A 17960-nucleotide genomic window follows, 5' to 3' on the forward strand; every position below is an offset into this window, starting at 1 on the left:
GGGCCGCTTACAGCAGAATGCGGCGGAAATCGGCCAGCAGCTGACCGAAGTAGGTATTGAAGCGGGCCGCCTCGGCGCCGTCGATCACGCGGTGGTCCCACGACAGCGACAGCGGCAGCGTCAGGCGCGGCACGAACTGCTTGCCGTCCCAGACCGGCTTCTGATACGACTTGCAGACGCCCATGATGGCCACTTCGGGCGCATTGATGATCGGCGTGAAATAGGTACCGCCCAGGCCCCCGAGCGAAGAGATCGAGAAGCAGCCGCCCTGCATCTGGTCGGGCTTGAGCTTGCCGTCGCGCGCCAGCTTCGCCAGTTCCGCCATTTCCTGCGCGATCTCGATCACGCCCTTCTTGTCGGCGTCCTTGATCACCGGCACGACCAGGCCGTTCGGCGTATCGGCGGCGAAGCCGATGTTGAAGTACTTCTTGAGAACCAGGTTGTCCCCGTCCAGCGAGGCATTGAAGTTCGGGAACTTCTTCAGCGCGGCGACCGTGGCCTTGATCATGAAGGCCAGCATCGTCACCTTGACGCCCTGCTTCTCGTATTCCTTGTTCAGCTGCACGCGGAAGGCTTCGAGCTCGGTGATGTCGGCCTCGTCGTGATTCGTGACGTGGGGGATCATCACCCAGTTGCGATGCAGGTTCGCGCCGGAAATCTTCTTGATGCGCGACAGCGGCTTGCTTTCGATCTCGCCGTAGCGGGTGAAATCGACCTTCGGCCACGGCAGCAGGCCCAGCTCGCCGCCACCGGCGCCCGCGCCGGCGGCTTGCGCCGGGGCCGCGGCCTGGCCGCTCATCACGCCCTTGACGTAGCGCTGCACGTCCTCATGGGTGATCCGGCCCTTGGGACCCGAGCCCGGCACGCGCGACACGTCGACGCCCAGTTCGCGCGCGTACTTGCGCACCGAGGGGCTGGCGTGCGCGGCCTTGCCGCTGACGCCTTGCCGGCGCGGCCTGCGCGGCGGCGGCCGGTGCGGGAGCGGCAGCAGAAGCCGGCGCAGCTGCCGGTGCGGGCGCAGCGGCCGGAGCGGGAGCCGGTGCCGCGGCGGGCGCCGGCGCAGCAGCGGGCGAGGCCGCGGCAGCAGCGCCGCCACCGGCGCCTTCCAGAATCACGATCAGCGTGCCTTCGGACACGTTGTCGCCGACCTTGACCTTGACTTCCTTGACCACGCCGGCCGAAGGCGACGGCACGTCCATGGTCGCCTTGTCCGATTCGAGCGTGATCAGCGAATCCTCGGCATTGACGCTGTCGCCGGGCTTCACGTGGACCTCGATGACGGGCACGCCGTCGTAGTCGCCGATATCGGGAACCTTGACCTCGACGGTGCCGCCACCGGCAGCGGCCGGCGCGGAAGCCGGCGCAGCGGCGGGAGCCGGTGCCGGGGTCGCAGCAGCGGCAGGGGCCGGAGCCGGAGCCGCGGCGGCCGGAGCGGGAGCCGGCGCAGGAGCAGCGGCGCCCGCGGGTTCGAGCATCACCAGCACCGAGCCCTCGGCCACGTTGTCGCCGACCTTGACCTTGACTTCCTTGACCGTGCCGCCCTGCGGCGAGGGCACGTCCATCGTCGCCTTGTCCGATTCCAGCGTGACCAGCGCATCCTCGGCGTTGATCGTGTCGCCCGGCTTCACGTGGACTTCGATGACGGGAACGGCGTCGTAGTCGCCGATATCCGGCACCTTGATTTCAATCGCTTGACTCATTCAGTGTCTCCTGGACAGGACGGCGCGGGTGACAACAAGAAACAGGAGCGTCGAGATTACTTTGACGCACGTGCCTTGTCACGCCGCGGCGCCCCGGCCATTTACTGGACAACGCCCAGGCAAGACCCGGGCGACCCGGGCGCGGCGTTGCCGTGCCCGGGGGGTTCGCGGGAGTGACAGCCGGATCAGACCGTCATCGGGTTCGGCTTGTTGGGATCGAGGTTGTACTTCTTGATGGCCTCGGCGACCTTGTCGCGCGGGATGGCACCCTCGTCGGCCAGCGCCTTCAGGGCGGCCAGCGTGACCCAGTGGCGGTCCACCTCGAAGAAGTGGCGCAGCTTCTCGCGGGTATCCGAGCGGCCGAAGCCGTCGGTGCCCAGCACCACGTAGCGGCGCGGCACGAACGGGCGGATCTGCTCGGCGAACGCGCGCACGTAGTCGGTCGACGCGATCACCGGACCGCGCACCGACTTCAGGCACTGGGTCACGTGCGATTCGCGCGGCGTCTCGGTCGGATGCAGCAGGTTCCAGCGCTCGGCGGCCTGGCCTTCGCGGGCCAGCTCGGTGAAGCTCGGGCAGCTCCACAGATCGGACTCGACGCCCCAGTCCTTCTTCAGCAGTTCGGCGGCGGCGATCACCTCGCGGAAGATCGTGCCCGAGCCAAGCAGCTGCACGCGCGGGGCGTTGCTGTTCTCGGCGCCCTTGCGGAAGGCGTACATGCCCTTGACGATGTCCTTCTCCACGCCAGCCGGCATTTCCGGATGCTCGTAGTTCTCGTTCATCACCGTCAGGTAGTAGTACACGTCCTCCTGCTCGGCGTACATGCGGCGCAGGCCGTCCTGCATGATCACCGCCAGCTCGTACTGGAAGGTCGGGTCGTACGAGATGCAGTTCGGGATCACCGCGTGGAACACGTGCGAGTGGCCGTCCTCGTGCTGCAGGCCCTCGCCGTTCAGCGTGGTACGGCCCGACGTGCCGCCCAGCAGGAAGCCGCGCGAACGCATGTCGGCGGCGGCCCAGCACAGATCGCCGATCCGCTGGATGCCGAACATCGAGTAGTAGATGTAGAACGGGATCATCTGCACGCCGTGCGTCGAGTACGACGTGGCGGCCGCGATCCAGTCGCACATCGCGCCGGCTTCGTTGATGCCTTCCTGCAGCACCTGGCCAGTCTGCGATTCCTTGTAGAACATCAGCTGGTCATGGTCTTCCGGCACGTACTTCTGGCCCTGCTGGTTCCAGATGCCGATCTGGCGGAACAGGCCTTCCATGCCGAAGGTGCGCGACTCGTCCGGGACGATGGGCACCACATGCTTGCCGATCTGCTTGTCCTTGAGCAGCGTGTTCAGGATCCGCACGAAGGCCATCGTGGTCGAGACCTCGCGGCCCTCGCCGGTGGCCTTGAGCAGCGCCGAGAACGCCGACAGCTCGGGCACCGGCAGCGGATCGGCCTTCTGGCGGCGCGTCGGCAGGTAGCCGCCGAGCTCCATGCGGCGGGCGCGCATGTATTCGAGCTCCTTCGAGCCTTCCTCGAAGGTCAGGTACGGGACTTCTTCCAGCTTGTCGTCCGGCACCGGCAGATTGAACTGGTCGCGGAAGCGGCGGATCGCCTCGACCGGCATCTTCTTCTGCTGGTGGGTGATGTTCATCGCCTGGCCGGCATCGCCCATGCCATAGCCCTTGATGGTCTTGGCGAGAATCAGCGTCGGCTGGCCCTTGTGCTCGGTGGCGGCCTTGTAGGCGGCGTAGATCTTGTGCGGATCGTGGCCGCCGCGGTTCAGGCGCCAGATGTCGTCATCGGACCAGTCGGCCACCATCGCCTTGAGCTCGGGCGTGTTGAAGAAGTGCTCGCGCACGTAGGCGCCGTCCTTGGCCTTGAAGGTCTGGTACTCGCCGTCGACGCATTCCATCATGCGCTTCATCAGCAGGCCCTTGGTGTCGCGCGCCAGCAGCGAATCCCAGCGGCTGCCCCAGACGACCTTGATCACGTTCCAGCCGGCGCCGCGGAATTCCGACTCCAGCTCCTGGATGATCTTGCCGTTGCCGCGCACCGGACCGTCCAGGCGCTGCAGGTTGCAGTTGATGACGAAGACCAGGTTGTCCAGCTGCTCGCGGCCGGCCATGCCGATCGCGCCCAGCGATTCCGGCTCGTCGGTCTCGCCGTCGCCGAGGAAGGCCCAGACCTTGCGGCCTTCCGTATTGACCAGGCCGCGGCTCTGCAGGTACTTCATGAAGCGGGCCTGGTAGATCGCCATGATCGGGCCCAGGCCCATCGACACGGTCGGGAACTGCCAGAAGTCCGGCATCAGCCACGGGTGCGGATACGACGAGATGCCCTTGCCGTCGACTTCCTGGCGGAAGTTGTCGAGCTGCTCGGTGGTCAGCCGGCCCAGCAGGAAGGCGCGCGAATAGACGCCGGGAGCCGAGTGGCCCTGCACGAAGACCAGGTCGCCGCCGTGCTTGTCCGACGGCGCATGCCAGAAGTGGTTGTAGCCGACGTCGTACAGCGTGGCCGCCGATGCGTAGGACGAGATGTGGCCGCCGACGTTGGTGTGCTTGTTGGCCCGCAGCACCATCGCCATCGCGTTCCAGCGCGAGTACGAACGGATGCGGTGCTCGATGTCCTGGTCGCCCGGGATGCGCGCCTGCTGCTCGACCGGGATCGTGTTGATGTACGGGGTTTCCGCGTGGAACGGCTGGGTGACGCCATTGACGCGGGCATATTCGATCTGCTTGTCGATCAGGAAGGCCGCGCGCTCGCTACCTTCCGCGCCGATCACGCCCTGCAGGGCCTCCAGCCATTCTTGGGTTTCCTGCGGGTCGGCGTCGTTGGCGCCGGCTGCGCCGAGGATCTGCTCTGGTACGGCTGACATGGATCGTCTCCTGTGGAATGCGTGCGCCAGCAACGGCCGCTTTCGTGGGTGGCTGGCCTGGCGCTGTCTGACGGGGGTGCGGAGCGAGGCGTGGATGGGCGGATGGGCTGGCCTGTCGCCGGCGTGTCGCTGGCACCCGGACAAGGTCCGACCGCCTTCCTCCCGCATCGTTCGGTCGGCACCGATTCTATGGAAGGCCATTTCTCAGCACAAGCGAAATTTTCAAATTACGGTATCGTTTCTCATGATGCGAAATATTGCCGCAACGCACCACGAGACCGCCAGCCGCGCCCGCACGCGGCCTGCGGGCAGACGGGGCGCGGCGCGTGCCGCATAGGCGCTTTCCCCAAGCGACGCACTGCAGCAATCGAGCTACACTGCCCGGTCAGTCGTCAATCCCATCATGCTGTCCATCCACCGCCTCGTCCGCCGGCTGCTGCCGGCCCTCCGCCTGCCGATGATTCCCCCCGCCGCCGATGCCTCCCGCGATGCCGGCGGCGCCGGGCTCCCTGGCGGCGGCCCCGGCGCGATCGACCAGTTGAGCGCGCTGACGCCGCTGGACGCGCTCGAGGGGCTGGGCCCCGCCGACGAGGCCGCCGACGGCCGCCCCTTCACCGGCCCGCCGCGCGGGCTGTGGTGGCTGCGCTGGCGCAACCTCGTCGCGACCAGCTGGTTCATGTTCATCCCGCTGGTGGCGATCGTGCTGTTCTCCGGCGCGATGGGCGTGATCCTGTGGTCCCTGCACGAGACCGAGCGCCAGCAGCAACGCGACGCGCTGTATCGCGACGCCGCCTGGGCGCAGCAACGCGTGCGGCTGTCGTTGCTGAGCAATCAGGACCAGCTCGCCTCGCTGGCGCGCGACATCGCCGCGGCGCAGCTCGACCAGCGCGCCTATCGCACCGCCGCGCAGGAGGTGCTGCGCGAGAATCCGGAGATCGTCTTCATCAACTGGCTCGACGCCACGCGGCGCGCGCGCTGGTCGCTGCCGTCCACGTCGGAATTCGCCGCGCGGCTGCGCGAGACGCCGGAGCAGCCGCTCGAGCCCGACGTGCTCGACACCTTCGACACCGCGCGCGAGACCCAGCGCGTGGTCTATTCGCGCCCGCTGGTCAACGAACGCGGCGACAGCTTCATGCTGATGCAGGTGCCGATCGTGCGCGACAACGAGTTCCTCGGCACGCTCGGGGCGCTCTATTCGATCAACGGCATCCTGACCCATCTGCTGCCGCCCGAGCTGACCGAGCGCTACCGCTTCTCGCTGATCGACAAGAACAACCAGCTGCGCGCCAGCACCTCGCTGCGGCCGGTGCCCGCCACCGCGCTGTCGTACGAGGTGCTGCTCGACCCGCCGGGCCATTCGCTGTCGCTGCGCGCCGATGCCTATCCGCCCGCGTCGAACCTGCCCAACAACATGCTGCTGTGGCTGGTGGTCGGGCTGTCGTGCTTCCTGCTGTGGAGCCTGTGGAGCATGTGGCGGCATACCAGCCGCCGCTCCGAGGCGCAGCGCGCGCTGCTGGCCGAGACCTCGTTCCGCCGCGCGATGGAAAACTCGATGCTGATCGGGCTGCGCGCGCTCGACCTGAACGGGCGCATCACCTATGTGAATCCGGCCTTCTGCCGCATGACCGGCTGGCAGGAGCACGAGCTGGTCGGGCGCGTGCCGCCCTTCCCCCTACTGGCCGCCCAACGACCAGCAGGAGATGCAGCGCCAGATCGATCTGACGCTGCAGGGCAAGTCGCCCACCGGCGGCTACGAGATGCGCGTGATGCGCCGCGACGGCACCAGCTTCTTCGCCCGCATGTACGTGTCGCCGCTGATCGACAGCCGCGGCCGCCATACCGGCTGGATGAGCTCGATGACGGATATCACCGAGCCCAAGCGCGCGCGCGAGGAACTGGCCGCCGCGCACGACCGCTTCACCACCGTGCTGGAAAGTCTCGATGCCGCGGTGTCCGTGCTCGCCACCGACAAGCCGGAGCTGCTGTTCGCCAACCGCTATTACCGGCAGCTGTTCGGCTGGGAGCCGGAGGGGCATCTGAAGCTGGCCGGTGGCGAGGTCGAGCAGGAACAGGTCACCAGCGACCATACCGATTTCGTCGACGCCTATGCCGGCCTGCCGGCCTCCGAGCTGATGCCGTATGCGTCCGACGCGCGCGAGATCTTCGTGCCCGACATGCAGAAGTGGTTCGAGGTGCGGCGCCGCTATATCCAGTGGGTCGACGGCCATCTGGCGCAGATGCAGATCGCCACCGACATCACGGTGCGCAAGGCGGCCGAGGAAATGGCCCGCCAGCACGAGGAGCGCCTGCAGTTCACCAGCCGCCTGACCACCATGGGCGAGATGGCCTCGTCGCTGGCGCACGAACTGAACCAGCCGCTGGCGGCCATCAACAACTACTGCATGGGCGCGGTGGCGCGGCTGCGCTCCGGGCGCAGCACGCCCGAGGACCTGATGCCGATCCTGGAAAAGACGTCGGCCCAGGCGGTGCGCGCGGGCACGATCATCAGCCGCATCCGCGGCTTCGTCAAACGCAGCCAGCCGCAGCGGCGCGAGACCGCGCTGCACGATATCGTCGCCGACGCGGTGGGCCTCGCCGATATCGAGGCCACGCGCCGCCGCGTGACGATCCTGACCCGGCTGCCGCCTCCGCCGGTCACGCTCTATGTCGACCCGGTGCTGATCGAGCAGGTCCTCGTCAATCTGCTGAAGAACGCGGTCGAGGCGATGTCGGGCCTGCCAGCGATGCGCGCCGCGGGCGTGGGTGCGGCTGCACGCCCGCATCGACCAGGGCGAGCTCGGCCAGACCGTCTGCATCGACGTGATCGACCAGGGTCCGGGCGTGGACGAGGCCACCAAGGAACGGCTGTTCGAGCCCTTCTTCAGCACCAAGTCCGACGGCATGGGCATGGGCCTGAATATCTGCCGCTCGATCATCGAGTCGCACCAGGGCCGGCTGTGGGTCGAAAACAATGCGGACGGCATCGGCTGTACGTTTAAAATCATGCTGCCGCTGGAGCCGGAGGTTGCCGATCAGTGAGCGCCCTCGATGAGGGCAGATCGGCAGGGCCGGATCGGCAAGATCCATCGGAGATCCGGCCGCCCCGCTGCCCCCGCCGTGGCGGGTGTGCGGCGCGCGCGGCCGGAGTTACACTAGCCGAATCGCACAGACGCAGCATCAGGAGACTTCATGACCGTAGCGCCAAACCCCACTCCCCACCGCGGCGAGACCGTCTTCATCGTCGACGACGATGAAGCGATGCGCGACTCGCTGACCTGGCTGCTGGAGGGCAATGGCTACCAGGTTCGCAGTTTCGCCAGCGCCGAGCAATTCCTGGCCGCCTACGATGCCAACCAGGTCTCCTGCCTGATCCTGGACGTGCGGATGCCGGGCATGAGCGGTCCGGAACTGCAGGAGCGCATGATCGCGGAGAACATCCATCTGCCGATCGTCTTCATCACCGGCCACGGCGACGTGCCGATGGCGGTATCGACGATGAAGAAGGGCGCGATCGACTTCATCGAGAAACCGTTCGACGAATCCGAGCTGCGCGCGCTGGTCGAGCGCATGCTGCAGAAGGCCAGGGCCGACCATTCGGCCGCGCGCGAGCAGCGCGCCGCGCAGGATCTGCTGGGCAAGCTGACCACGCGCGAACAGCAGGTGCTCGAGCGCATCGTCGCCGGACGCCTGAACAAGCAGATCGCCGACGATCTGGGCATCTCGATCAAGACGGTGGAGGCGCATCGCGCCAACATCATGGAAAAGCTCAACGTCAACACCGTGGCGGACCTGCTGCGGCTCGCGCTGTCGCGCAACAGCTGATCCACACCGGCGGATCTTCCACGGCGGATCCGCTCGCCGCTTCCCGGCTCCCCCTCCTTTCTCCCCATCCCTTCCGACCAGCGGCCGGCACCACGCCGGGCGCTGGCCGGCCCTCGAAAAAGCTAGCGTTCCGGCGGTTCCGCGACAGCGTGCGCGGCAGCCGCCGAGCATCGTTCGGTTCCCCCGGGCGCGGTCCGCCGTTGCCGTTCCGGCTTGGCCGCTCCCGCCGTTCCCCCTGCCGGAGCCGACCGATGCTGAACCCCTCGCCATTCGCGCCGTCCTCACCCTCCTCACCCTCCTCACCGCCCTCACCGTCCGCATCATCGAACGCCTCCACCGCGCCTGCCGCCCACGCGGTGGCAGCCGAAACGCCGCGCCCCTGGCTGACGCTGCTGCCGCAATCGATCCTCGAGCACGTGCTCGACTTCCTGTCCCTGCATGACCGCGTCACGCTGGAGCGCAAGGCCTGCCATGCGCTGACCCGCAGCCTGCGGGCGCGCGCCGCCGTCGACGGCGTGCTAATGCAGGTCACCGACATCTGGTCCGCGGCATCGCTGCAGGCGCGGCTGGGTGCCCTGCCGCAATCGAACCTGCCCGCGTTCGGACGCGCCCAGGTGATGGCCGGCATGCTGGCGCGCCTGCCCGAATTGCCGCATGGCGAACGCTGGCGCGCCATCGAAGCGGTAGTCGACCGACTCGATACGGTGACCGGCGCGGCCGGGCCCGTACTGGACGCGCTGGCCGCCTGCATCGCCGATCCCCTCGCCAGCGGCGAGCTCGACGAGCCGCAGTGGCTGCGCCTGGCGCAGGCCATCGCGATGGTGCCGCTGACCGTCGGCGCACGGGCCCGGGTCGCGGCCATGCGCCGCGCCGTGGGACCCCGGCCCACGCCATGGGCTCGGCGGCTCGCGACGACGCTGTTGCCCGACGCCGCCCACGCACTGGCCGTGGCGCGTGCCTTGCTCGCCAGCGAGCAGCGCCAGGGATGCGAGCAGTTGCTGTGCGCGCTGATGGCCGGTTCGCGCGATCACACCGCCTACGCGGCGGACTGGTCCGCGCTGCTGGCGGCGGCCGCCCGCGAGAGCGGCCGCGATGCCGCCTTCGCCGCGCGCCTGTTCTGCGCCCTGCTGACGTTGCTGCCCGGCGGCCGCACCGCGAGCGAGTACCACGGCCGGGCGCCTTCACCGGACGAGGCGTTGCAGCGCTGGAGCGCGGTGCTCCATGGCGCGGCGGCGCTGCCCGGCGACGCCGGCTTCGCGGTCGCCCGTGCGGCCATCCGCACCGCCACGGCCACGCTGCTCAGCGATCCCGATCGCGCCGAGCCGGCGATCGCGTCGCTGCTTGCCCATCTGCAGGCATCGCGGATGGAGACGGCGCAGCAGCTCCATGTGCGCGCCGAACTGGTTCCCTATCTGCCGGGCGCGCAGCAGGCTCCGGCATGGCACGCGCTGTGGGACGAGGTCGAACGGCGGTCGCTGCCGTCGCTGGCGATCCAGCTGATCCATGTCCAGCGCTGGCACCCCTGCGATCCGGTCCACGCGTGGCGGCGCGCGCAAGCCTATTGCCTGACCGCCACCGCGCCGGCACCCGAACAGCGTGCCGCGCTGATGTGCCAGGCGGGCATCTACTGCGCACCGGGCACGGCCGACGCCGAAGCCATGTTCGATGCGATCAGCGAACTGGCCGTGCGCCACCACCAGTTGCTGCCGCTGGTGCAATGGGTGGCCACCGACGACGATCAGCCGGCCGACCGCATCCTGTCGGTCATCTGGAAGTTGCCGCCGCCGGTGCAGGCGCGTGCCTTCGCGCAATGGCTGGGGCTGCGCGGATGGGTCGACGAACTGCTGCCCGTGCCGCTGCCGCTGGCCCGGCGACTGCAGGCAATGGGCTGCTGGGAGGAACTGAGCGAGATGGCCGCCGCCTGGGCCCGCCGCTGCAGCCGCCTGCTGGAAACCGGGCCGACGCTGTTGCCCTCGCCGGCGTACGCCGCCTTGCCGGAACTGGCCACGGACATGCTGGACGTGCTGGAGGCGTCCGCCCCCGCCGCTCGCCCGCCGGAGCTGCTGGCGGAGGTCGCCCAACTGACCAGCGGCCTGTGGCTGCAGGCAGCTGCATCGCCGCTGATCGATCGCACCTGGGACCTGATCGACCGGCTCGATGCGCCGGCGGTGCGTACCGCGATGGAGACCCTGTACCGGCTCAAGCAGGCATCCCGCAAGCTGCCCGGCGACGACGACCTGCTGCTGGGCGAGTGCTGGGCCAGGCCGACGCTGCTGCGCGCCGCCGAGCTGGTGCGCGCCCGCTTTACCGCGCCCGAGCGCCGCCGCTGGCTGGCGCGGCTGGTCGAAGCCGAAGGCCGGATGGGCGATTTCCGCCCGGACGTGGAGCGCAACCGCTTCGATGCAGTCCGGCAGGCGCTGTGGCGCCTGGCGACCACGCTGCCGGCCGATGCCGTCGATGCCTCGCATGACACGATCGCGGCCTGGTTCGCGCCGGCCTCGCGCGATCCGCTGCACCTGGACGCCTGGCTGCAGGCCGCGGCCCGGTTCGCGTCGTACCGACGGTAGGCTGCGCCGCCTGGCGCCGTGGCGTGCGAGCGGTGTGCGCCCGTCCCGCCGCCGCGCGAGCCCTTATAATGTCACCCCTGCGACCCGGCGGCCGCTTTGCCGATGCGCCGTCATGCGTCCGCGCATGCCGCGCCGGTGCCTGCAAGCACCATGCAAGGCCGTGCAAGCGCCGGCCGCCAATCGTCGTGTCGCTCCCCGATTTTCCATCTCCCAGCCGCCTCTGCGTCCCCGCCCATGCCCGCCCAATTGATCGACGGCAACGCCCTTGCCAAGCAAATCCGTTCCGAAGCCGCCCAGCGCGCCGCCCGCCTGACCGAACGCGGTCACCAGCCCGGGCTCGCCGTGGTCCTGATCGGCGAGGACCCGGCCAGCCAGGTCTATGTCCGCAACAAGGTCAAGGCGTGCGAGGACAACGGCTTCTACTCGTCGCTGGACCGCTATCCGGCGGACCTGTCCGAGGCGGACCTGCTGGCCCGCATCGACGAACTGAATCGCGATCCGAAGATCCACGGCATCCTGGTGCAGCTGCCGCTGCCCAGGCATATCGACAGCCACAAGGTGCTGGAGGCGATCGCCCCGGAGAAGGATGTCGACGGCTTCCACGTCGCCAACGCCGGCGCGCTGATGACCGGCGCGCCGCTGTTCCGCCCCTGCACGCCCTATGGCTGCATGAAGATGCTCGAGTCGATCCAGTATCCGCTGCGCGGCGCGCAGGCGGTCGTGGTCGGCGCCTCCAACATCGTCGGCAAGCCGATGGCGATGCTCCTGCTGCAGGCCGGCGCCACCGTGACGATCTGCAATAGCAAGACGCGCGACCTCGGCGCCCATACCCGCCAGGCCGACGTGATCGTCGCCGCGGTCGGCCGCCGCAACCTGATCACGGCCGACATGGTCAAACCCGGCGCGGTGGTGATCGATGTCGGCATGAACCGCGACGACGCCGGCAAGCTGTGCGGCGACGTGGACTTTGCCGGCGTGCGCGAAGTGGCCGGCTATATCACGCCGGTGCCGGGCGGCGTCGGGCCGATGACGATCACCATGCTGCTGGTCAATACGCTGGAGGCGGCCGAGCGCGCGGCAGGCTGAGGCGAGCGCCGGTACACTCGGCAAAACGCTGGGCAAGCCCCGCTGGCCGATCCGCTGGACGACCCTCTGGACAACCCGCCGGACAACGCGCTGGCCTCCTCGCTGCACAGCCACGCTGGAAAACCGCGGAGTTGCCCCAAGCTGCGGAATATCGACCGTCAACCCCAACGCCAACGCGAACGAACAAGCCATGGACCAAGCCGACAAGAACGCCAACCCGCTGCTGGACTTCAGCGACCTGCCCCGCTTCGCCGAGATCCGCCCCGAGCATATCGGCCCGGCGCTGGACGTGCTGCTCGAAGCGGCGCAACGGGCCGTCGCGCTGGTCGAGGATCCGGCCCGGCCCGCCACGTGGGCCGATACCGTCGACACGCTCGAGCAGGCCACCGAGCCGCTGGGCCGCGCCTGGGGCGTGGTCGGCCACCTGAGCTCGGTCGCCGATACGCCCGCGCTGCGCCAGGCCCACGCCGAAAACCTGCCGCGCATGACCGAGTTCTGGTCCTCGCTGGGCCAGAATCTGGCGCTCTACGAAAAGTACAAGGCGCTGGCCGCCAGCGCCGAATACGCGGCGCTGAGCCCGGCCCGCAAGCAGCTGCTCGACAACGAGCTGCGCGGCTTCCGCCTCGGCGGCGCCGAGTTGCCGGAGGACCAGAAGCCGCGCTTTGCCGAGATCCAGGAACAGCAGGCACAGCTGGGCAAGGCCTTCTCCGACCACGTACTGGACGCGACCAACGCCTACTCGCTGGTGGTCGAAGACCCGGCGCGTCTGGCCGGCCTGCCGCCCGACACGCTGGAAGCGGCGGGCGAGGCCGCGGCCAAGGACGGCAAGGAAGGCTGGAAGTTCACGCTGCATTTCCCCTCGTATTTCCCGGTGCTGCAGTACGCCGACGACCGCGCGCTGCGCCGGACGCTGTACGAGGCCAACGTCACGCGCGCCTCCGAGCTGAGCCCGCAATACGGCACCGGCCAGGCCGACTGGGACAACACCGCCAACATGCGCGAGCAGCTGGCGCTGCGCCGCGAAGAGGCCCGCATGCTGGGCTACGGCTCGTACGGCGAGGTGTCGCTGGTGCCCAAGATGGCCGATTCGCCGGCGGAAGTGCTGCGCTTCCTCGACGAACTCGCCGCCAAGGCCCGCCCCTATGCCGAGCGCGACTGGGCCGAGCTGCGCGAATTCGCCGCCAAGGAGCTCGGCCTGGCCGAGCTGGCGCCGTGGGACGTTGCCTATGCGTCCGAGAAACTGCGCCAGCAGCGCTATGCCTTCTCGGAACACGAGGTCAAGCAATACTTCCCCGAGCCCAAGGTGCTCGAAGGCCTGTTCGGCGTCGTGCAGAAGCTGTTCTCGGTGCGGATCGCGCCGGACGAGGCGCAGACCTGGCACAAGGACGTGCGCTTCTACCGCGTCACCAGCCCGGACGGAACGCTGCTCGCGCAGTTCTATCTGGACCTGTACGCGCGCGAAGGCAAGCGCGGCGGCGCCTGGATGGACGACGCGCGCGGCCGCCGCGAGCGCGGCGACGACAGCGTGCAGACGCCGGTCGCCTACCTGACCTGCAATTTCTCGGCGCCGGTCGGCGACAAGCCGGCGCTGTTCACGCACGACGAGGTCATCACGCTGTTCCACGAGTTCGGCCACGGCCTGCACCATATGCTGACCCAGGTCGGCGAGCTGGGCGTGTCGGGCATCAACGGCGTCGAATGGGATGCGGTCGAGCTGCCCTCGCAGTTCATGGAGAACTTCTGCTGGGAATACGAGGTGCTGGCCGACATGACGCGCCACGTCGATACCGGCGAGCCGCTGCCGCGCGCGCTGTTCGAGCGCATGCTGGCCGCGAAGAATTTCCAGAACGGCATGATGACGCTGCGCCAGATCGTGTTCTCGGCGTTCGACATGCATCTGCACACCGACTTCGATCCGGACGGCGACAAGTCCGTGCTGGAACTGTCGCGCGAGATCAACGACCGCATCCACGTGGTGCCGCAGTACCCGCTGTCGCGCTGGCCCAATACCTTCAGCCATATCTTCGCCGGCGGCTATGCGGCGGGCTACTACAGCTACAAGTGGGCCGAGGTGCTGTCGGCCGATGTCTACGCCGCCTTCGAGGAAGCGGCGCAGCTGACCGGCAGCGTGCTCGACAGCGAGACCGGCGCGCGCTATCACCGCGAGATCCTGTCGGTCGGCGGCAGCCGTCCGGCGATGGAGTCGTTCACCGCGTTCCGCGGCCGGCCGCCGCAGATCGATGCGTTGCTGCGCCACGGCGGGATGGCGGCATGAGCGGCGCGCCCGACGACCTGCTGGCCGGCATCGACGGCGCCGCGGCGGTGCCTGCCCCGGGCAGCACGCTGCCGCCGGCGCTGCCCGCCACCGCGCCGGCCACGCTGCGGATCGCCTCGTGGAACGTCAACTCGCTGAAGATCCGGCTGCCGCAGGTGCTCGACTGGCTGATCGCGCAGGAGAACGCCGATACGCCGATCGACGCGCTGTGCCTGCAGGAACTGAAGCTGCCCGAGGACAAGTACCCGCTGGCGGAACTGGAGAGCGCCGGATTTCACAGCATCTTCGTCGGCCAGAAGACCTATAACGGCGTGGCGATCCTGGCGCGCAACACCACCATGCCCGCCGCGACCGACGTGGTGCGCAATATCCCGGGGTTCGAGGACGCGCAGCAGCGCGTGGTCGCCGGCACCTATGGCGACGTGCGCCTGGTCTGCGCGTATTTCCCCAACGGCCAGGCGCCCGACAGCGACAAGTTCGCCTACAAGCTGCGCTGGCTCGAGGCGCTGACCGCGTGGCTGCGCGAGGAATTGCAGCGCTATCCGAAGCTCGCGCTGCTGGGCGACTTCAATATCGCGCCCGAGGACCGCGACGTGCACGACCCGAAGAAGTGGGAAGGCCAGAACCTGGTCTCGCCGCCGGAGCGCGCCGCCTTCCAGACGCTGCTCGAACTGGGCTTCGCCGATGCCTTCCGGCTGTTCGAGCAGCCCGAGAAGAGCTTCTCGTGGTGGGACTACCGCATGCTGGCCTTCCGCCGCAATGCCGGCCTGCGGATCGACCATATCCTGCTGTCGCCGGCGCTGCGCGAGCGCTGCACCGACTGCACGATCGACCGTACGCCGCGCACCTGGGAACAACCGTCGGACCATACGCCGGTGGTCGCCACGATGCGGCTGGGGTGAACGCGAGCGGCCGTTGCGGCGATGGCTGCGGCGGCCGTTTCATCGGCCTGCCTTATCGTCTGCCGCATCGCGTCCGCCTTATCGCCTGCCTCATCGTCCGCCTTATCGCCTTCATCGGGTCACCATCGGCCCCGAGACATCGCCCGCCCCCGGGGCGATGTTTTTCGAATGACGGTGGCATCGCTTATCATGCGGGGCAGAGACACCACCGACGCGCCGGACCACGAGCCGGCGCGCGGTCCCTCGGGCCCGCCATGCAAGCCGTGCAACCGTTCCCCTTCCTTCGCCTTTCTCCCCGTCCGCCTGACGACCGTCGCCGGCGCCACTGACCTGCCGCGGGACGCCGTTCCCGCGACCGCCCGGTGACCGCGCCGGCGGCAAGCCGCTCCGCCCGCGGCTGGCAACGGCTGCTGCCGGCCTGGCGCCATCGCGTCACCCCGGCGACGCTGCGCGCCGATCTGCTGGCCGGCCTGCTCGGCGCGGTGCTGGTGCTGCCGCAGGGCGTGGCGTTCGCCACGCTGGCCGGGCTGCCGCCGCAATACGGGATCTACGCGGCCGTGGTGCCCTGCATCGTTGCCGCGCTGTTCGGCTCCAGCTGGCACGTGATGTCGGGCCCGACCAATGCGAATTCGCTGGCGCTGTTCGCGATGCTCAGCCCGATCGCCTTCGCCGGCAGCCCCGAGTACATCAACCTGGCGCTGGTCGTCACGATCCTGGTCGGGGTGCTGCAATTCGCGGTCGGCACGCTGCGGCTCGGCTCGCTGGCCAACTTCATCTCGCCGTCGGTGCTGTTGGGGTTCACCTGCGGCGCGGCCTCGCTGATCGCGCTGTATGCGCTCAAGGACCTGTTCGGGCTGCAGGTGCCGACCGGCACCAGCGCCTTCGGGGTCGTGCGCCACCTGGCCGAGCACGCCGCCACCATCAACTGGAGTGCGGCGGCGGTGGGCGCGGTGACGCTGGCCGTCACGCTGGCGGTCAAGCGCGTCTCGCGCCGGCTGCCGTTCATGCTGCTCGGGCTGCTGGCCGGCTTCGTGTGCGCCTGGCTGCTGAACCGCAGCGGCTGGGGCGGCGCGCATCATGTCGACGTGGTCGGTCCGATCCCGGCCGCGGTGCCGCCTTTCCGCGTCCCCGATATTCCCTGGGACCGGCTGTCCGATCTGCTGGGCATCGCGTCGGCGCTGACCATCGTCGCGCTCGGGCAATCGATCTCGATCGCCAAGGCGGTCGCGCTGCGGTCGGGCCAGCACATCGACGCCAATCGCGAATTCATCGGCCAGGGGCTGTCGAACATCGCCGGCGGCTTCTTCTCGGCCTATATCTCCTGCGGCTCGCTGAACCGCTCGATGCCCAATTTCGAGGCCGGCGCGCAGACGCCGCTGGCCAGCGTGTTCTCCGCCCTGCTGCTGGTGGCGCTGGTCGCGGTCAGCGCGCCGCTGCTGGCGCAGATTCCGCTGGCGGCGATCGCCGCGATGCTGCTGCTGGTGGCCTGGGGCCTGTTCGATTTCGCGCGCCTGCGCGGCATCGCGCGGCTCTCGCGCACCGAGTTCGCGATCGCGCTCGGCACCTTCGCCGCCACGCTGGTGATCCGGCTCGAAATGGCGGTGCTGCTGGGCACGGTGCTGTCGCTGGTCGCCTATCTGTACCGCACCTCGCGGCCGGCGGTGCGCACGCTGGTGCCGGACGCCGACGATCCCGACCGCCGCTTCACGCCGCTGGACGAGCTGCGCCGTCCGCAGCCCGAATGCCCGCAGCTGAAGCTGATCCGGATGGAAGGCGCGATCTTCTTCGGCGCGGTGCAGTACGTCACCGACCGGCTGCACGAGGCGCGCGCGCAGATGCCGACGCAGACACGGCTGCTGGCGATGACCAAGAGCATGAACTTCATCGACCTGGCCGGCGCGGAAATGTGGGAGGCGGAGCTGGCCGAGCGCCGCGCGCTGGGCGGCGATCTCTATTTCCACCGCCCGCGCACGCAGGTGCTGCAGACCTGGGCGCAGACGGGCTTTATCACCAAGCTCGGCGAGGACCATATCTTCGCCACCAAGCGGCACGCCCTGCACAGCATCGTACCCACGCTGGATCCCAGGATCTGCGCGACGTGTACGGTGCGGGTGTTCGAGGAGTGTCCGCACGAGGCAGCGGCGCCGGGGAACCCGGGTGAACCGATGCAAGCGGTGCAGGCAATGCGGGAGACGAAGGCGGACGGAGCGGATGACGTGGCCGAGCCGGAAGCGGCGGCTGGCGGGATCGAAGTGGTGAAGCGAAACTCAGCGCGGCGGGAATAAGCGCCGCGGGAATCAGCGTGGCGGGAAGCAGCGCGGCGGAAACAGGCGCAGCGGGATTGCGCGAAGCCGAAATGAAAAACGCCGGTATGAAACCGGCGCCAGACTGGGTCCAGACGCAGCGCGCCCTGTTGCCCGGACCGTAGCGGCCCGGTGCGGGCGCCCCTGCTCAGACGGGCGCCACGTGCGCGCGCTTGACCACGATGGGCTGCGGCACGCCCTGTTCGATCAATACGACAGCGGCGCGTTCGATGGTATCGCGGCCGGCGCGGAATGCTTCTTCGAGCGACAGCACCTGGTCGGCGCTGAATCCTTCCCACAATGCCTCGCGCGTGACCACGCAGGTCACCTTCTGGCCGTCGACAATGGCGTGAAACAGCAAGCCCTCGTTATTGATGTCATAACGATCTTGCTCCTGGAATTTGATCTCCATCGGTACAGCCCTCCATTGCA

General features: G+C 68.9%; 8 protein-coding genes and 2 pseudogenes. 7 read left to right on the forward strand and 3 right to left on the reverse strand.

Annotated elements, in window-relative coordinates; genetic code table 11:
• Positions 1-7: 7 nt before the first annotated feature.
• Positions 8-1700 (reverse strand): annotated as a pseudogene (aceF, locus tag OJJOAM_RS02575) (dihydrolipoyllysine-residue acetyltransferase).
• A gap of 185 nt (positions 1701-1885) precedes the next feature.
• Entirely contained in the window at positions 1886-4573 is a 2688-nt protein-coding gene (gene aceE, locus OJJOAM_RS02580; protein ID WP_422648778.1) for a pyruvate dehydrogenase (acetyl-transferring), homodimeric type, read from the reverse strand.
• A 457-nt stretch (positions 4574-5030) separates the two neighbouring features.
• Between aceE and OJJOAM_RS02585 the strand changes: the two are divergent.
• The 7 genes and pseudogenes from OJJOAM_RS02585 (at position 5031) to OJJOAM_RS02615 (ending at position 17510) form a co-directional block, all read left to right on the forward strand.
• Positions 5031-7612, forward strand: a pseudogene (locus OJJOAM_RS02585) (PAS domain S-box protein).
• 150 nt (positions 7613-7762) lie between these two features.
• On the forward strand, positions 7763-8395 hold the full coding sequence (locus tag OJJOAM_RS02590) for a response regulator transcription factor (RefSeq protein WP_006578226.1): 633 nt from the start codon (positions 7763-7765) through the stop codon (positions 8393-8395).
• A 356-nt stretch (positions 8396-8751) separates the two neighbouring features.
• Positions 8752-10962: a hypothetical protein gene (locus OJJOAM_RS02595; RefSeq protein WP_422648779.1), complete on the forward strand. Its 2211-nt coding sequence runs from the start codon at positions 8752-8754 to the stop codon at positions 10960-10962.
• A gap of 234 nt (positions 10963-11196) precedes the next feature.
• Positions 11197-12048, forward strand: coding sequence for a bifunctional methylenetetrahydrofolate dehydrogenase/methenyltetrahydrofolate cyclohydrolase FolD (gene folD / locus OJJOAM_RS02600; protein ID WP_422648780.1), 852 nt, complete (start codon positions 11197-11199; stop codon positions 12046-12048).
• A gap of 190 nt (positions 12049-12238) precedes the next feature.
• Positions 12239-14323 (forward strand): M3 family metallopeptidase, encoded by a 2085-nt coding sequence (locus OJJOAM_RS02605; RefSeq protein ID WP_422648781.1) that lies wholly within the window; start codon positions 12239-12241, stop codon positions 14321-14323.
• A gap of 104 nt (positions 14324-14427) precedes the next feature.
• A complete protein-coding gene (gene xth / locus OJJOAM_RS02610; RefSeq protein WP_422649476.1) occupies positions 14428-15225 on the forward strand; it encodes an exodeoxyribonuclease III in 798 nt (265 codons plus the stop codon).
• Between the two features lie 362 nt (positions 15226-15587).
• Positions 15588-17510 (forward strand): SulP family inorganic anion transporter, encoded by a 1923-nt coding sequence (locus OJJOAM_RS02615; protein ID WP_422648782.1) that lies wholly within the window; start codon positions 15588-15590, stop codon positions 17508-17510.
• Positions 17511-17676: 166 nt separating this feature from the next.
• Here the strand turns inward: OJJOAM_RS02615 and OJJOAM_RS02620 are convergent, their stop codons facing one another.
• Complete coding sequence (locus OJJOAM_RS02620) at positions 17677-17940, reverse strand: DUF1488 domain-containing protein (RefSeq protein ID WP_006579010.1); 264 nt, start codon at positions 17938-17940, stop codon at positions 17677-17679.
• Between the last annotated feature and the right edge of the window lie 20 nt (positions 17941-17960).

The sequence above is a fragment of the Cupriavidus sp. H18C1 genome (assembly GCF_049311595.1).
Taxonomy (GTDB): Bacteria; Pseudomonadota; Gammaproteobacteria; order Burkholderiales; family Burkholderiaceae; genus Cupriavidus; species Cupriavidus cauae.

Bases quoted from the DNA above. Each gene is read 5' to 3' on its own strand.
- aceE (WP_422648778.1), bottom strand. From the start codon at position 4,573: ATGTCAGCCGTACCAGAGCAGATCCTCGGCGCAGCCGGCGCCAACGAC.
- OJJOAM_RS02590 (WP_006578226.1), top strand. From the start codon at position 7,763: ATGACCGTAGCGCCAAACCCCACTCCCCACCGCGGCGAGACCGTCTTC.
- folD (WP_422648780.1), top strand. From the start codon at position 11,197: ATGCCCGCCCAATTGATCGACGGCAACGCCCTTGCCAAGCAAATCCGT.
- OJJOAM_RS02605 (WP_422648781.1), top strand. From the start codon at position 12,239: ATGGACCAAGCCGACAAGAACGCCAACCCGCTGCTGGACTTCAGCGAC.
- OJJOAM_RS02620 (WP_006579010.1), bottom strand. From the start codon at position 17,940: ATGGAGATCAAATTCCAGGAGCAAGATCGTTATGACATCAATAACGAG.